This window comes from Streptomyces sp. NPDC057280 (assembly GCF_042668605.1).
In the GTDB taxonomy this organism is placed as follows: domain Bacteria; phylum Actinomycetota; class Actinomycetes; order Streptomycetales; family Streptomycetaceae; genus Streptomyces.
On sequence record NZ_JBHUYR010000001.1, the window covers coordinates 518,109 to 532,745 of the forward strand.

At 71.2% G+C, this 14,637-nt stretch carries 18 protein-coding genes; 8 read left to right on the forward strand and 10 right to left on the reverse strand.

All coding sequences use genetic code 11. The features are described 5' to 3' along the window. Nucleotides 1-23: 23 nt before the first annotated feature. Entirely contained in the window at nt 24-1,022 is a 999-nt protein-coding gene (locus ACFUO4_RS02275) for an NADP-dependent oxidoreductase (RefSeq protein WP_383478975.1), read from the reverse strand. Nucleotides 1,023-1,143: 121 nt separating this feature from the next. Between ACFUO4_RS02275 and ACFUO4_RS02280 the strand changes: the two genes are divergently transcribed. After that, nucleotides 1,144-2,019, forward strand: a complete 876-nt coding sequence (locus ACFUO4_RS02280; RefSeq protein ID WP_383478978.1) for a LysR family transcriptional regulator — start codon at nt 1,144-1,146, stop codon at nt 2,017-2,019. 6 nt (nt 2,020-2,025) lie between these two features. On the opposite strand, the gene ACFUO4_RS02285 is transcribed toward ACFUO4_RS02280, so the two are convergent. The 3 genes from ACFUO4_RS02285 to ACFUO4_RS02295 form a co-directional block, all read right to left on the reverse strand. Next, nucleotides 2,026-2,841 carry an SAM-dependent methyltransferase gene (locus ACFUO4_RS02285; RefSeq protein WP_383478981.1) on the reverse strand — a complete coding sequence of 272 codons (816 nt, stop codon included), beginning with the start codon at nt 2,839-2,841 and terminating at the stop codon, nt 2,026-2,028. Nucleotides 2,842-2,912: 71 nt separating this feature from the next. After that, the gene (locus tag ACFUO4_RS02290) at nt 2,913-3,572 is read right to left on the reverse strand and encodes a DUF2461 family protein (RefSeq protein ID WP_383478984.1); all 660 of its coding nucleotides are present in this window, start codon (nt 3,570-3,572) and stop codon (nt 2,913-2,915) included. Continuing rightward, a complete protein-coding gene (locus ACFUO4_RS02295) occupies nt 3,572-4,213 on the reverse strand; it encodes a TetR/AcrR family transcriptional regulator (RefSeq protein WP_383478987.1) in 642 nt (213 codons plus the stop codon). The genes ACFUO4_RS02290 and ACFUO4_RS02295 overlap by 1 nt, the downstream gene beginning before the upstream one ends. 61 nt (nt 4,214-4,274) lie before the next feature. Here ACFUO4_RS02295 and ACFUO4_RS02300 point away from each other — a divergent pair, with 61 nt between their 5' ends. Then, complete coding sequence (locus ACFUO4_RS02300) at nt 4,275-5,105, forward strand: class I SAM-dependent methyltransferase (protein WP_383478990.1); 831 nt, start codon at nt 4,275-4,277, stop codon at nt 5,103-5,105. 56 nt (nt 5,106-5,161) lie between these two features. Here the strand turns inward: ACFUO4_RS02300 and ACFUO4_RS02305 are convergent, their stop codons facing one another. Continuing rightward, the gene (locus ACFUO4_RS02305; protein ID WP_079311007.1) at nt 5,162-5,377 is read right to left on the reverse strand and encodes a hypothetical protein; all 216 of its coding nucleotides are present in this window, start codon (nt 5,375-5,377) and stop codon (nt 5,162-5,164) included. A 182-nt stretch (nt 5,378-5,559) separates the two neighbouring features. Here ACFUO4_RS02305 and ACFUO4_RS02310 point away from each other — a divergent pair, with 182 nt between their 5' ends. Together ACFUO4_RS02310 and ACFUO4_RS02315 are read left to right on the forward strand one after the other, a co-directional pair. Beyond that, nucleotides 5,560-6,327, forward strand: a complete 768-nt coding sequence (locus ACFUO4_RS02310) for a GNAT family N-acetyltransferase (RefSeq protein ID WP_383482228.1) — start codon at nt 5,560-5,562, stop codon at nt 6,325-6,327. A gap of 148 nt (nt 6,328-6,475) precedes the next feature. Beyond that, a complete protein-coding gene (locus ACFUO4_RS02315; protein ID WP_179143503.1) occupies nt 6,476-7,249 on the forward strand; it encodes a TSUP family transporter in 774 nt (257 codons plus the stop codon). A gap of 42 nt (nt 7,250-7,291) precedes the next feature. Here ACFUO4_RS02315 and ACFUO4_RS02320 read toward each other — a convergent pair whose 3' ends face one another. The 4 genes from ACFUO4_RS02320 to ACFUO4_RS02335 are packed head-to-tail and all read right to left on the reverse strand — an operon-like array spanning nt 7,292 to nt 10,673. After that, nucleotides 7,292-8,083, reverse strand: a complete 792-nt coding sequence (locus ACFUO4_RS02320) for an MBL fold metallo-hydrolase (RefSeq protein WP_383478995.1) — start codon at nt 8,081-8,083, stop codon at nt 7,292-7,294. 59 nt (nt 8,084-8,142) lie between these two features. Beyond that, nucleotides 8,143-8,937 carry an alpha/beta hydrolase gene (locus tag ACFUO4_RS02325; protein ID WP_383478998.1) on the reverse strand — a complete coding sequence of 265 codons (795 nt, stop codon included), beginning with the start codon at nt 8,935-8,937 and terminating at the stop codon, nt 8,143-8,145. A gap of 11 nt (nt 8,938-8,948) precedes the next feature. Continuing rightward, complete coding sequence (locus ACFUO4_RS02330; RefSeq protein WP_383479001.1) at nt 8,949-9,788, reverse strand: alpha/beta fold hydrolase; 840 nt, start codon at nt 9,786-9,788, stop codon at nt 8,949-8,951. 60 nt (nt 9,789-9,848) lie between these two features. After that, entirely contained in the window at nt 9,849-10,673 is an 825-nt protein-coding gene (locus ACFUO4_RS02335; RefSeq protein WP_383479004.1) for an alpha/beta fold hydrolase, read from the reverse strand. Between the two features lie 312 nt (nt 10,674-10,985). Between ACFUO4_RS02335 and ACFUO4_RS02340 the strand changes: the two genes are divergently transcribed. Both ACFUO4_RS02340 and ACFUO4_RS02345 read left to right on the forward strand, forming a co-directional pair. Further along, nucleotides 10,986-11,963, forward strand: a complete 978-nt coding sequence (locus tag ACFUO4_RS02340) for a helix-turn-helix domain-containing protein (protein ID WP_383479007.1) — start codon at nt 10,986-10,988, stop codon at nt 11,961-11,963. Between the two features lie 79 nt (nt 11,964-12,042). Next, nucleotides 12,043-12,951 carry a phosphorothioated DNA-binding restriction endonuclease gene (locus ACFUO4_RS02345; protein ID WP_383479010.1) on the forward strand — a complete coding sequence of 303 codons (909 nt, stop codon included), beginning with the start codon at nt 12,043-12,045 and terminating at the stop codon, nt 12,949-12,951. Nucleotides 12,952-12,954: 3 nt separating this feature from the next. On the opposite strand, the gene ACFUO4_RS02350 is transcribed toward ACFUO4_RS02345, so the two are convergent. Then, complete coding sequence (locus tag ACFUO4_RS02350) at nt 12,955-13,251, reverse strand: winged helix-turn-helix transcriptional regulator (RefSeq protein ID WP_383479013.1); 297 nt, start codon at nt 13,249-13,251, stop codon at nt 12,955-12,957. 151 nt (nt 13,252-13,402) lie between these two features. On the opposite strand from ACFUO4_RS02350, the gene ACFUO4_RS02355 reads away from it, so the two are divergent. After that, the gene (locus tag ACFUO4_RS02355) at nt 13,403-13,732 is read left to right on the forward strand and encodes an EthD family reductase (protein ID WP_383479016.1); all 330 of its coding nucleotides are present in this window, start codon (nt 13,403-13,405) and stop codon (nt 13,730-13,732) included. A 23-nt stretch (nt 13,733-13,755) separates the two neighbouring features. Then, nucleotides 13,756-14,625, forward strand: a complete 870-nt coding sequence (locus ACFUO4_RS02360) for a PhzF family phenazine biosynthesis protein (RefSeq protein WP_383479019.1) — start codon at nt 13,756-13,758, stop codon at nt 14,623-14,625. Nucleotides 14,626-14,637: the final 12 nt, after the last annotated feature.

Genomic DNA, 14,637 nt, shown 5'->3' on the forward strand with positions numbered 1-14,637 from the left:
CACCGTCCAAGTGAGTTCGGCGTTCACGAGGCCACCGTCAGCACGATCTTGCCTTGGATGTGGCCCTGCGCGGCCCGCGTGTGGGCGCTGACCGCGTCGGACAGTGGGTAGGTGCTGTCCACCGCGACCTTGAGTGTGCCGTCGTCGAACAGGCGCCCGATCTCGCCGAGTTGGGGGCCGTTGGAACGGACCTGAATGTTCGACACGGTGATGTCCAGACGGGCCGTCTCCTCCGGAGCGTACTGGGCGAAGAACACCGGGAGCATGGTGCCTCCGCGCTTGAGTACGGTCAGGAAGCGTGAGCTGTCCGGGCCACCGACGGCGTCGATCACCAGGTCGACGCCGCTGACCACGTCCGCGGCCCGGGTCGTGGTGTAGTCGATGAACTCATCGGCGCCGAGCTTGCGCAGGAACTGCTCGTGGCGGCCTGAGGCCACCGCGATGACGTGCGCCCCCTTCCATTTCGCCAACTGCACCCCGAAGTGCCCCACTCCACCGGCGGCCCCGTTGACCAGCACGGTCGTCCCCGGCGTGATCGGCACCGGCCGGTGCACCTGGCCGGTGAAGGGAGACGGCACGTCGTGGCCGAGATCGACCAAGTACTGCCAGGCCGTCAGCAGGGCCATCGGCGCACCGGCCGCCTCGACGTGGTCGATACCGGCCGGCTTGTGAGCCAGGTCAGCGGCCGGAGCGGCCACGTACTCGGCGTACGTCCGGCCGTCGAAACCGGGGAACCGCAGCATGCCGAAGACCTCGTCACCGACGGCGAACCCGAGCACGTCCGGGGCGACCGCCTCGACCACGCCCGACATGTCCGTTCCGGGGATCAGGGGGAACTCCAGCGCCGGCCGCATCTCGGCCGGCATGACCTTCATCCCCTCACGCAGGTACCAGTCCGGGGGATTGACGCCCACCGCGTGCACCCGGACGAGCACCTCGCCCGGGCCGATCCCGGGGACCGGCACCTCTTCGTACCGCAGAACTTCCGGCCCGCCCGCCTCGTGGAACTGGATCGCCTTCATCGCGCCTGTCGCTTTCTCAGGGAAACGTTGCTCCTTCAGTCAAGGCGCTGCACGGTCCGGCCGTCCAAGACCCCTTCGGCAACCGGTCATTCCGAAACGGCATGACACGTACCCTGCAAGGGTGAACGATCTCGGACAGGACCTGGAACTGCGGCTGGTGCGCTACTTCACCGTGGTGGCGGCGCACCAGCACTTCGGCCGGGCCGCCGCCGACCTGCACGTGGCCCAGCCGGCGCTGAGCCGCCAGATCCAACGGCTCGAGAAACACCTCGGCACCCGCCTGCTGGACCGCACCCCCCAGGGCACCCGGCTCACGCCGGCCGGCCAGACCTTCCTCCCCCGGGCCCACGCCCTGCTGCAGGCCGCCCGCGAGGCCGAACTGGCCGTACGCGAACAAGCCCGGACCGAACGCATCACCATCGGTTACGTCGAAGACCTGCTGATCACTGCCGCCGTACGGGAACTGCGTCACCGTCACCCGGAAGCCGAGATCGCCACCCGGCATCTGAGCTGCAGCGACGTCGGCGCGCTGTCCGACAAGCGCGTCGACGCCCTGATCGCGCGGACCCCGTTGCCCCTCGCCGCGGACGCCGTCCTCACCACTCCGCTGTACGAGGAGCCCCGGATGCTCGTGGTCCCCCGCGACCATCCGCTGGCCGGCCGCGCGTCGGTGACCGCGGACGAACTGGCCGACGAGGAGGCGGCGCCGTGCCCGTTCGAGACCGCGGACTGGCCTTCGTACCGGATCCTCGGCTCCGGCGTACCGCCGGTCGAGAACTATGAGGACAAGCTCGAACTCGTCGCGGGCGGCGGGGCGATCGCCGTCCTGCCGGTCGGCGATCGGCGCAGCTCACTGCGTCCCGACCTCGTCACCGTCCCGGTCGAGGGTGCTCCTCCCAGCCAGGTCGTCCTGGTCAGCCGCAAGGGCGACCTGAATCCCATGATCAGGAGTCTCCGGCAGGCCGCCAAGGCCGTCCTGGCGGCCCCGTCGAAGTGACACGCACTACGCCTTGCGGGCCAGCCCGGCGGCAATGAGGTGTTCCCAGACCGTGAGTTCTCGCTTCTGCCCGATGTCCAGGGCGTCGTTCTCGTCGGGGCGCCACAGGGACGCGGGGACGATCCCCGGGTCGAGGATCTCCAGACCGTCCAGCAGGGAGGCGATCTCCTCGTCGGTCCGCCACCGGCCACGACCGAAGGTCTGCTGCAGCACCGTCTCGGCCTCCACGGTCTCCGGGTTGTTCCCGGAGCGGAAGTGACTCATGAAGAAGTAGCTGCCCGACACGACGTGGTCGCGCCAGTAGCGGACGATGCCGGCCGGATCCTCGTCATCGTTGACGTGATGGAGGATGGCACTGAAGATCACGGCGACCGGACGGTCGAAGTCGATCATCTCGACGGTGTCGGGGTGGGTACGGATGCCCTCGGGGTTGCGCACATCGACCGCGACGACACGGGTCCGGTCGTTGTCCTCCAGCAGCGCGCGGCCATGAACGAGCACCTGGGGGTCGATGTCGACGTAGACCACCCGGGACTCGGGAGCGTGCCGTTGCGCGACCTGGTGGACGTTGTCGGCGGTCGGCAGGCCGCTCCCGAGGTCCACGAACTGCCGAATGCCGGTGGTCTTCGCGATCTCCCTGACCGCCCGGGTCAGAGCCGCGCGGTTGGCGAAGGCGATCGCCACCGATCCGGGCAGGTCACGCTTGAACACGTCCCCGATCTCACGGTCCACGGCGTAGTTGTCCTTGCCGCCGAGCAGATAGTCGTAGACCCGGGCGATGCTGGGCTTGGACGGGTCGATGGAGGAGCCGCTGTACGTCATGGCGGTCATTCTGCCCAACAACATCGCCGGTGCGCCCGCGAGTTGAGCCCTCCAGCCGGCCGAAGAGGCCCCTACTCGTCCGAGCGGGCTGGCGGGACGCAGGCGGCGACGTGGGTGGTCAGCCAGGTGAGCAGTGGTCTGAGTTCCTCGTACGTGGCCAGCACCCGGTCGACGACCTCCGGTGTCTGCAGCCGTTCGTCACCGCCGAGGTGTCGCACGGCGAGCAGCGAGCGGTGTCGCAGCAACGCTGCCCGAGGATGGTCGGCGGGGTGCTCCCGGGGCACACGCTTCAGAAGGTCCCCGGTGATCTCGAACCCCCGGCCGCGTAGTTCGGCCACCACATCGTCCAGTACGCAACCGCTCGTCTCAGCGGCGACCGCCGCCCTGAACCTGCTGATCTGCTCGGAGTCGGCGTACCACCAGGCACCCTGCACGCGCAGGCCGTCCAGACTGAAGCGCAGCCCGATCTCGATGCTCCGGGCGATGCGTGCCACGGCCGACTGGTTCTGCCACCACCACGCGGTCTTCCCGTACCGCCACACAGAGTGGTCCTCGAACGCGGGCTCTTCCCACGCCAGGTCATGCAGGAGCGAGACCATCGGTTGCCGCACGAGGCGTTCGCGATCCTTGCGGGTCTCTCGCATCACCTCTTGTGACGGCTCGCCCTGGAGACGCAGCAACACGTCGAACGCCGACTCGTCCCACCCGGTGAACTGCCTGGGCACATCCATCAACTCCAGCCCTCCGAACCTTCACCGCCAGGCCGCTCGTCCTGCGACGGGGGCGGTCGCAGGGCGCCGGCGATGACGGTGGTCACCATCTTGCGGACGGCGGCCGGCTGCGGCGGCGGGCCGGACCGGTCGGCGAAGAGCAGATGCCCGGCCCCGACCAGGGTGGGGGCGAGGGTGTCGATGTCGGCGTCGGGGGCCAGGCGCCCCGACTCCCGCTCGGCCGCGAGATACGCGGCGATCATGGCGGCGCCCTGCACCGCCAGAGGAAGGCCGGTCAGCCCCGCCTCGCGCAGCCGGGCGCGCAGGCCGTCGCGGAAGGTGATGAGCGCGACGATGGCCACCGTGACCGGCCCGAACAGGTCCTGCAGCGCGTCGGCGACGTTTTCCACCACGTCCCCGGTCCCGGCGGCCGCGCACAGAGTCGTGGTCCGTTCCTCGATGGCGCGGATGCGGTCGAGGACCAGGTCCGCCAGGAAAGCGTCGAAGTCGGTGAAGTGCCGGTGCAGAACCCCCTTGGCGCAGTTCGCCTCCTCCGTGACCGCCCGGCTCGTCAACCCGTCGGGTCCGTCCCGGAGCAGGACGCGCTCGGCGGCTTCGAACAACTGGCCGCGCACGTTGTGGATGTGCACCCCTGACGGCATCGACTCCCTTTCCGCGGTGCCCCGCCTTAACAAGTGGGCATGCGCCCACTAGGGTGGGCGCATGCCCACTTTAGCGCAGGGACAGCCCGACGACTCCGTTCCCGAGCCCCACCGTCACCGGCAGACAGCCGAGTCGTTCGGCGTGGACCCCGAACGCTACGACCGTGCCCGACCGCCCTACCCGCAAGCTCTGGTGGACCGGATCATCGCGGCAAGCCCCGGCCGGCAGGTGCTCGACGTCGGAGCCGGGACCGGCATCGAGGCCCGCCAGTTCCAGGCGGCCGGCTGCACGGTGCTCGGCGTCGAGCCCGACGCGCGGATGGCCGCCTTCGCGCGACTCAGCCGCATCGAGGTCGAGGTCTCCAGGTTCGAGGACTGGCAGCCGGCCGGACGGCAGTTCGACGCGGTCATCGCCGGCACCGCCTGGCACTGGGTGGACCCCGTCGCCGGCGCGGCCAAGGCGGCCCAGGCGCTGCGTCCCGGTGGCCGCCTCGCCCCTTTCCACCACGTCCCCCAGATCCCGGCCGAGTTGACCGCCGCCCTCGCCGAAGCGCTCCAACGAGTGGCCCCCGACTCCCCGTTCAACCCCGGCCTGCTGCAGGGATCGGCCCTGGACGCCTACCAGCCACTGTTCGCGAAAATCGCCGACGGCATCCGTCGGACCGGCCGGTTCAGCGAGCCGGAGCAGTGGCGCTTCGCCTGGGAGCGCACGTACACCCGAGAGGAGTGGCTCGACCAACTCCCCACCTTCGGCGGCCTCACCCAGCTCCCCGCGGACAAAATGGCCGCGGTCCTGGACCGTGCCGGAACCGCGATCGACAAGCTCGGCGGCCGTGCCACCATGCCCTACACCTCCGTCGTGATCACCTCGACCCGCTCCCGCACCACCTGACGGCCGCAGCCGTCGGGCGCCACCACGCCGGAGCGGACCGGTGAGACCGCCGCGCGTCAGTGCCCCCACCCGTCCGGGCCGGCTCCCCGCCACTCGATCAGCGACGACTGGACCACGTCCATCTCATCCCACTCCTGGAGACCGGCCTCCTGCACGAAGGCCACGACGTCGAGCACGCCATAGGCGATCCCGACGAAATGCCCACTGATGCGAACGCGCCGCCCACCGTCTTCAGCAGGCGGGTAGATGACGACGGGCTGATCGGTAGCCATGATCTCAGCGTGCGGCCGGGGTCCGTCGCGCGCATCCGGGCCACGCCTGTTGCGGCAGGGAGGTACCCCATGCCCCGAACCCCCGAGGGCGACCCGAAATCGCATGCGATCCACCCCGAGCCGTGCTGGGATCGGTCCCCATGAATGATCATTTCCTCGATGAAGCCGACCTGATGGACAGGATGGAACGGAATCTGGCGGAACACGCCTGCCACCTGCATCGGGGCATGACCGGTGCGACCGTCGCAGAGGTGGGTGACCTGCTGATCGCGGACAGCGGTCTGCATGACGACACGTTCAACATCGTTGCCGCGGCCCGCTTCACCGCCGCCGAGGCCACGACACGTATCGCCGAAACCGCCGGGACGCTGGCCCGCTCCGGCCGCCCCTTCTCCTGGTGGGTGGGGCCCGCCTCGACACCGGCGGACCTCAGCACCCGCCTGACGGCGGCAGGTCTGCCGGCCTCCGAACGCGAGACGGCCATGTGGGCCGCGCTGGACGGCACCACCCCGGCCCCTCCTGCCGTCCCGAGCCTGGACATCCAGCGGGTGACCACGCCCGAGCAACTCGCCGACTACGCGACGGTCGTGGCCGCGAACTGGGATCCGCCTGCCGACACCGTCCGTCGCTTCTTCGCCCAGGCCGCCCCGCAGGCACTGGCCGCGCACTGCCCGGCCCGCTATCTGGTCGGCTACGTGGAAGGCAGTCCGGTCTGTTCCGCCGAAGTCTTCCACCATGCGGGAGTCGCCGGCATCTACAACATCTGCACCCTGGCCGACCACCGCCGCCGGGGCTACGGCGGCGCCATGACGCTCGCGGCGCTCCGGACGGCCCGCGACCGAGGCCACCGCATCGCGGTCCTGCAGGCGTCAGCCGACGGCGAGCCCGTCTACCGCCGCCTGGGATTCCGCTCCTGCGGCCGGTTCACCGAACACGCCGTCACCCCCTGAAGCACCCCGATTCCCGAGACCCGCGCCCGGTCGCCCACTCACATGCTGGGCACCCGTGCCGGACCATGCGCCTGATCGTGCAAGATCGATGCGAGCCCCTCGACCGCCCATGGGCGGCGGGGAGGCGACACGCTGATCAGGTGAGGAGATGGCCATGTCCATCGGGGAAGCTCTGGCCGTCCTCGCGGCCGGTACAGGGGCCGGCGCGATCAACACCATCGTCGGCTCCGGCACCCTGATCACCTTCCCGGTACTGCTCGCCACCGGGCTGCCGCCGATCACCGCCAACGTCTCCAACGCCCTGGGACTGGTGCCCGGGTCCATCAGCGGGGCCATCGGCTACCGCGCCGAGCTGCGCGGACAGCGCCGGCGCACACTCGTGCTCGGCCTCACCGCAGCCCTCGGCGGACTCGGTGGTGCCGTCCTGCTGCTCACCCTGCCCTCCGAGTCCTTCGACACGATCGTCCCCGTACTGATCACCGCCGCACTGGTCCTCGTACTGCTCCAGCCGCGCCTTGCCAAAGCCGTACAGCGGCGGCGTGAGAACAACGGCACCACCGGCCATCCGCACGGCGGCCCCGTCCTCCTGGTCGGTCTGCTCCTCGCCAGCGGGTACGGCGGCTACTTCGGCGCCGCTCAAGGAGTCCTGTACCTCTCCCTGATGGGCCTGCTCCTCGACGAGGACCTGCAACGCGTCAACGCCGTCAAGAACGTCCTCGGAGCCGTCGTCAACGGCATCGCCGCCTGCTTCTTCCTCTTCGTCGCGGAGTTCGACTGGTCGGCGGTTCTGCTGATCGCGGTGGGCTCCGCCCTCGGTGGCCAGATCGGCGCCAAGGTCGGGCGACGCCTCCCGCCCGCCGCCCTGCGTGCCGTGATCGTCGCCGTCGGCGTCATCGCGGTCGTGCAGCTCCTGCTGCGCTGACGCGCCGCTGAGGGCGCACACCCGGAGGGCGCACGCCACGGGTCACGTGTTGAGGTCCGTGGCGGTTCCGGTGGGCAGCCAGCGGAAGCGGCTGCGGATGTCCTCGGGCGCGCGGGCCAGTTCCCGCTCGATGGCGTCGCGGCCTTCGTGGAAGTGGTGCCAGCCCTCGTAGTGGACGGGGAGGGCGGTGCGGGGCCGCAGCAGGCGGCACAGGCGGACGGCCTGGGCGGCGGTCATGGTGTAGCGGACCGGTCCGGTGATCGGGAAGCGCACGCCGCCGACATGCAGCAGTGCCGTGCCCACGGTCAGCCGCCTGGCCACCTCGCGCACGCCGCCGTACAGGACGGTGTCCCCGGAGATCCACAGCGCGCCGTGCCGCTGGCCTTCCCAGGTGAGGGCGAAGCCGGTGACGTGTCCGGTCAGCGGCCGGGACAGGGGCGGGCCGTGGCGGGCCGGGGTGGCGGTGACGGTGAGGGTGGGGCGGCCGGGGGCGTGCAGGCGGGTGACGGTCCACGGGGGCAGGCCGCGGGCGTTGCCGCCGAGCCGCCGGGCGCCGGCCGGGGTGGTCAGCACGAGATCCGCGGTGTCCAGCAGCGCGCGTCCCGTGGTGTCGAGGTTGTCGCCGTGCTGGTCGTGGCTGAGCAGGACGGCGTCGATCGGCGGCAGGTCGGCGGCGGCGAGGGCGGGGCCCGCGGACTTGTGGGAGGCGGTGCCCCAGCCGAAGCCGTAGCGCTGTCCGGGCGGGTCGAAGGTGGGATCGGTCAGCAGTCGCCAGCCGCCGGTCTCGATCAGGGTCGTCGGGCCGCCGATGTGGGTGATGCGCAGGTCGCTCATGAGGGAGTCCTTCCGGGCCCGGCACGGGCGGCGCACGTCCCGAGCCGGGCGACGATGGCTCAGGCGTGGGCGAGGGCCCAGTCCAGGGCGTGGTCGGCGACCTCTTCCCAGCCGTCCTGGGCGGGCATCAGATGGGAGCGGCCGGGGAACACCGTGACCTCGGTGACGGTGCCCTCGGCCTTGTAGTGCTTGGCGTTGGACTGCTGCACCTTGGGCGGCATGAGGTGGTCGTTCTCGCCGGCGCAGAACAGCAGCGGGGCCCTGCCCGTGTTGTGGTAGTCGACGTAGGTGTCGGTGTGGCCATGGTGGATGTTCGCCAGGGCACTGCCCCAGACGATGCCGCCGGGTGCGGGGATGTGGTAGCGCTCGTACGTGGCGTGGGCCTGCTCCTCGGGGAAGGTGTTGGTGAAGGCGTAGCGCCAGTGGTCGTAGTCGAAGCCGACGGCGCGGTGGCGGTTGGCCGGGTTCTTCAGCACCGGGAAGGTCGAGCGGACCTGGGACAGCGGTACGACGGCCACGCCTTCGGTGGGTGCGGAGTTGATCGCCACTCCGGCCGCGCCGAAGCCGCGGTCGAGCAGGAGCTGGGTGAACGCGCCGCCGGCGGAGTGCCCCATGATGACGGGCGGCCGGTCCAGCTCGGTGATGACCTTCTCGAGGCCGGCGATGATGGCGGGGACGGTGACCGTCTCGATCGGGGTCGGGTCGGCGTTGAGGGCCTCGACCTCCACCTCGAAGCCGGGGTAGGGCGGGGCGATGACGCGGAAGCCCTTGCCCTGGTAGTGGGCGATCCAGTTCTCCCAGGCGCGCGGTGTCACCCAGAAGCCGTGGACGAGGACGATGGTGTCGGGTTGCATCGGTGTGCTCCTCAGCGAGTGGCCTGGTGGGCGGCCTGGATCTGGCGGACCACGATGTCGGGGTGGGACATCATCACGACGTGGGACGCGCCCTTGACCTCGACGGTGCGGCTGTGGGCGCGCTCGGCCATGAAGCGCTGCGCGGCGGCCGGGATGACGTTGTCCTTGGTGGGGATGACGTACCAGGACGGCAGGTCCTTCCAGGCCGGTGTGCCGCTGGGGCCGGCCAACCCGCCCACGCTGCCGGGGCGTTGGGCGGCGGCCATCAGCCGGGTCTGGGAGGAGGGCAGGTCGGCGGCGAACACGTCACGGAACCTGGCCGGGTCGATGTAACCGTCCTGGCCCGTACTGCCGTCCAGCAGTGGGTAGTTGCGGGCGATCAGCGCGTCCGGCAGCTTGCTGCCGGGGAACTTGCCGGCCAGTTGCAGCGCGCTCTCGCCCTGGTCGGGGGCGAACGCGGCGACGTAGACGAGGGCCTTGACGTTGGTGTGGCCGCGGGCGGCGTTGGTGATGACCTCGCCGCCGTAGGAGTGGCCGACCAGGATGACCGGGCCGTCGATGCTGTCGAGGACGCTGGAGACGTAGGCCGCGTCGCCGCCCAGGTCGCGCAGCGGGTTGGCCGGGGCGATGACCGGGTAGCCGGCCTTCTGCAGGGCGGCGATGGTCCGGTACCAGCCGGAGGCGTCGGCGAACACGCCGTGGACGAGGACGACGGTCGGCTTGGGGCCGCTCGGGTGCGCCGTGGTGGCGGAGACGGGGGCGACCGCGCCGCCCACGCCGGCCACGAGCGCGGCGGCGAGCAGGCATGCGCTGACGGTACGGCGGCGAGGCCGCTGACCGCTGAGGATCATGTGGTGGCTCCTGTGCTCGGGCGTACCCGGCGGGCGGCCGGGGACGCGGGCGTGACGGCGTCAGGAATTGAGGAACTCCAGCAGATCGGCGCCGAGTTGCTCTTTGTGGGTGTCGGTGATGCCGTGCGGGGCGCCCGGGTAGACCTTCAGCGTCGCGTTCTTGATGCGGGCGGCCGACGCCTTGCCCCCGACCTCGAAGGGGACGACCTGGTCGTCGTCGCCGTGGATGACCAGCGCGGGCACGTCGACGGCGTCCAGGTCGGTGCGGAAGTCGGTCGCGGAGAAGGCCGCGATGCACTCGTAGGCGCCCCGGTGTCCGGCCTGCATGCTCTGGAGCCAGAACGCCTCGCGGATGCCCGGGGAGACGTCGGCACCGGGCCGGTTGTTGCCGAAGAACGGCCCGTCGGCCAGGTCGTGGTACAGCTGTGAGCGGTCGGCGAGCGATCCGGCCCGGATCGCGTCGAACGTCTCGATCGGCACGCCGCCGGGATTGTCGTCGGTGCGCAGCATGAACGGGGGGACCGCGGAGACGAGCACGACCTGGGCGACCCGGGAGGTGCCGTGGCGGCCGACGTAGCGGGCGACCTCGCCGCCACCGGTGGAGAACCCGACCAGGGTGGCGTCCCGCAGGTCCAGGGTGTCGATGAGCGTGGCCAGGTCGTCGGCGTAGGTGTTCATCTCGTTGCCGTGCCACGTCTGGGTGGACCGGCCGTGGCCGCGCCGGTCGTGCGCGATGACGCGGTAGCCATGACCGGCCAGGAACAGTTGCTGGGCCTCCCAGCTGTCGGAGTTCAGCGGCCAGCCGTGGCTGAGGACGACCGGGCGACCCGTCCCCCAGTCCTTGTAGTAGATCTGGGCGCCGTCGGATGCGGTGACGAAAGGCATGGGCTTCTCCCAACCGGTGGCCGGGGCGCCGCATGAACCCGTCCTCCCTGCCGCACCCCGTAGTTGTGAAGGACTTGTGCGTGAGCGTGGCACGGGCGCCGTCGGCCGGCTTGACCCTGCCTGCCGGAGCCTGTCCCCTGCGTGCCATGGCTCCGGCCGCAGGGCACCCGCACACCTGCGGCATCGGGGGCCACAGCAGCAGACATGTACGCACACCGGTGGGCTGTACATGCATCTTTGCCCGGAACGCTCCGCACGGCGGACACTCGCACCCTGGGCGGCCACCGGACGCCGTCCGGAACGGGAGGCGCCGTGCTCGTCCTCGACACCAACGACCTTCGGCTCGGTGACCGGATCGCCGCCTACGAGGCGGTGGCCGCCGGTGAAGGCGGCGTCTCCTCCGTCCAGGAGGAGCGGGACGAGGCCACGACCTGGAAACGACTCGAACTCTGGCACCTGGGCCCGCTCACGCTCTTCCACACCCAGGGCACGGGGATGCGCATCACGCGCTCACTCCGGCAGGCGCGGCGCGATGTGCTGGACACCGTCGCGATCAACATCCACCGCCGGGGAGCCGGCGGGTTCGGCTGGGCCGACCATCGCCGGCGCATCGGCCCGAACAGCGCGACCCTGCACCACATGCCGGGCGGATACGAGTACTGGTGGTCCGGCCTCGGCAGCACGGTGGCCCTGATGTTCGACACCGAACGACTCGGCCTGCCGGAAGAGACGATCCGCGCATCCATCCCGACGCTCGAGCACAGTCCCATCGGACGGCTGCTGATCGACCACGTGCTCGGCATGCACCGCATCGCCGACGAGATCAACGTCGGCCCCGAGGCCGACGCCCTCGCCTCCGCCACCGTGGAACTCGTCCGAGCCTGGGTGGTGTCCGTCGCCGGCGACGACCTCACCCGCCGGACGGTCGGCAGGGAAACCCTCCTCACCCGTGTCCTGGCCTACACCCGCGCCCACCTCAGGGAACCCGACCTCACCCCCCAGCGGATCGCCTGGGCACACAACACCTCCGTACGGACGCTGTACCGGCTGTGCGAGGACGGCGGAGTCAGTCTCGAGAAGTGGATCATCCGCCGCCGGCTGGAGGGCGCCCGTGCCGACCTGGCAGCCCCCCGGCACGCGCACCGCACGATCGACACCATCGCCCGCAGCTGGGGCTTCACCAACCCCGCCTTCTTCTCCCGACGCTTCCGCCAGACCTACGGCACCACCCCCAGTCAGTGGCGAAGACTCTCCCGGCAGGGCCGCGTCCTGCTCCCACCGGACGACTGACGCCGCCCGGTGCCCGCGAGGGACCACTTCGCCGACGCCCCTCGCAGGCACCGTCGCGGCGTCATTACGATCACCGGTCATGGACTGGCTCGAACGGACCGCGCAGCTACGGCAGTGGAGCAGGGGCGGTGCGCGGGCACCGCACAAGCCGCTGCTTCTTCTCTACGCGTTGGGCCGGTTCCAGGCGGACGCCGACGGCGAGCTGCGCTACAGCGCGGTGGAGGAGGACCTGGCGCGGCTGCTGGCCGAGTACGGGCCGCCGCACAGGACGTCCCCCGCCTACCCGTTCCACCACCTCGTCAGCGACGGGGTGTGGGAGGTGCGGACCGACCGGGGGCCGGGCAGTCCGGGCAGCGGCGTGCGGGATCTGCGGGAGACCGGCGCGGCGGGCCGGCTCGCGCCCGGGCTGCGGGCGGCCCTGCGGCGCGAACCGTCGCTGCTCGCCCGTATCGCGCGGGTCCTGCTCGATCTGCACTTCCCGCCCTCCCTCCACGGCGATGTGTGCGAGGCCGTCGGGCTCGAACTGGAACCGGCGGAGACCGGACGGCCCTCGGACGTACGCCGGCAGCGCAGTCGGCGGATGCGCGAACTGGTGCTGACCGCGTACGAGTTCCGGTGCGCGTTCTGCGGGTACGACGGCCGGATCGGCGCCGCACCGGTCGGGCTGGAGGCGGCGCACGTGCGCTGGTGGGCGTTCGACGGTCCGGACGAGGTCGACAACGGGCTGTGCCTGTGCTCGTTGCACCACAAGCTCTTCGACAAGGGTGTGCTCGGGGTCGGCGACGGCCATCGCATCCTGGTCTCGCAGCGCTTCGTCGGTCACAGTCCCGCGGCCCGGGACCACGTCATCGCGCTCGCGGGCCGCCCGCTCCTCGGCCCGCAGCCGGGCACCCGTCCGGTCGCCGCCGCCCACCGCGACTGGCACACCAGCCAGGTCTTCCACGGCGCACCTCGCCCCGCGGTCACCGCTTCACCTGGTGAAGCGTGACCCTCATGCCTCCGTGGGCCGCTGATCGTCGTGTTCCTGCTCCTGCGCCCACGTGCTCGCCCATGCGTCGAGCGGCCGGAGGGCATCACGCAGTGCTGCCCCCAGCGGGGTCAGCTCGTAGCCATCGGCCGAGGGCGCGATGATCCCGCTCGACACGAGTTCGCGGAGCCGCTGGTAGAGGACGCTGGACGACAGCCCTTCGCATCGTGCCAGCAGCGCGCGGGCGCCGAGCGGCCCCTCACGCAGTTCCCAGAGAATGCGCAGCGCCCACCGGCGGCCGAACAGGTCCAGGGCGGCCATGAGGGGATGGCCGGTCGTCGATCCACGAACCGGTGTTCCTGGGCGCGGTGTCGACATGACTCTCCTTGCGTTTCGTTATTCGAAACACTAGCATCCAGCCTGGCGTTTCGGATTTCGAAACGAACGCGACAGTCCTGCGACGGAGGTCGTCATGCACAAGTTGGTGGTCCTGTATTCCGAACCCGACGACCCTGACCACTTCCGCGACTACTACGTGACCCACCACATTCCCCTGGTCAAGGATTGGCCCGGCCCGCTGGCGTGGCGCTACAGCTTCGACGTGGCGGCCGTCTCCCCAGGGTCCGCGACCAAGGGGGAAACGCCGTACTTCGCGATCTTCGAAGCCGACTTCGCCGACGCCGCCGCCATGGCCGCCGCGCGGGCGTCGGCGCACGGCCAGCGCCTGGCCGCCGATTTCGCCCACTACGCCACCGGCGGCGCGGTCGTCGTCCACTACCCGATACAGGACGGCACCGGTTGAGAAAGCCCGGCAAAGGCGGGCCGATGCCCTGGCCGGATGTGACGGTGGTCGATGCGTGCGTACGAGGTGACGGCCGCGGCGGCAGCCCCACGGCCGTCACCGACGACGACCCGGCGGCGACGGACGCGGATCGGCGTGCCGTCGCTCCCGCGGCCGGCGCTTCGCACGCGGCGTTCCTCGGCCCGCGGCGAACGCCGCACGGTGGCCTGCCGGTCCGGTTCTTCACCGCCACCGCCGAACTGTCCGGCTGCGGCCACGGCACCGTGGCCGCGCAGGCCGTCCGGTTGACCCGCACCACGCTGGACGAGCTGCACGACCGCCAACTCACCGGCGGGCGCACGTTCGACACCACCGCGATCCGCCGCCCCGCCGGCATCGAGGTGTGGTTCGACCAGGGCCTCGTCGCGCTGCGTCACCCGGCGCCGGACGAGCGCGCGGCGATCGTCGCCGCGCTCGGGCTCACCGCGGACGATCCGCATCCGACCGACGCGCCACGGATCGCCGCGCCCGGCGCACCCCGCATGCTGGTGCCGGTCCACGACCGGTCGGCGCTGTTCCGGCTCCGTCCCGACCTGGGCACGCTGACAGCGGCGTGCCGGCGGTACGGACTCCTCGGCTGTTTCGTGTACGTCCCGCCGACGGGCGGCCGGCCGGGAGCCGCGCGGATGTTCGCGCCGGCGATCGGCGTCGACGAGGACGTCGCCAACGCCAACAGCACCGGCTGCCTGGCCGCCCACCTGCTGGACACGTCAGGAGCGCAGACGCTCGAGATCGAGGTGGAACAGGGCGACGTCCTCGGCCGACCGGCGAGCGTGCTCGCCTCGGCCCGACGCGGACCGACGGGCATCACCACCCGGGTGGGCGGGCTGGCGGTGGTCCGCGCCGGACACTGAGGCGACGCCCAG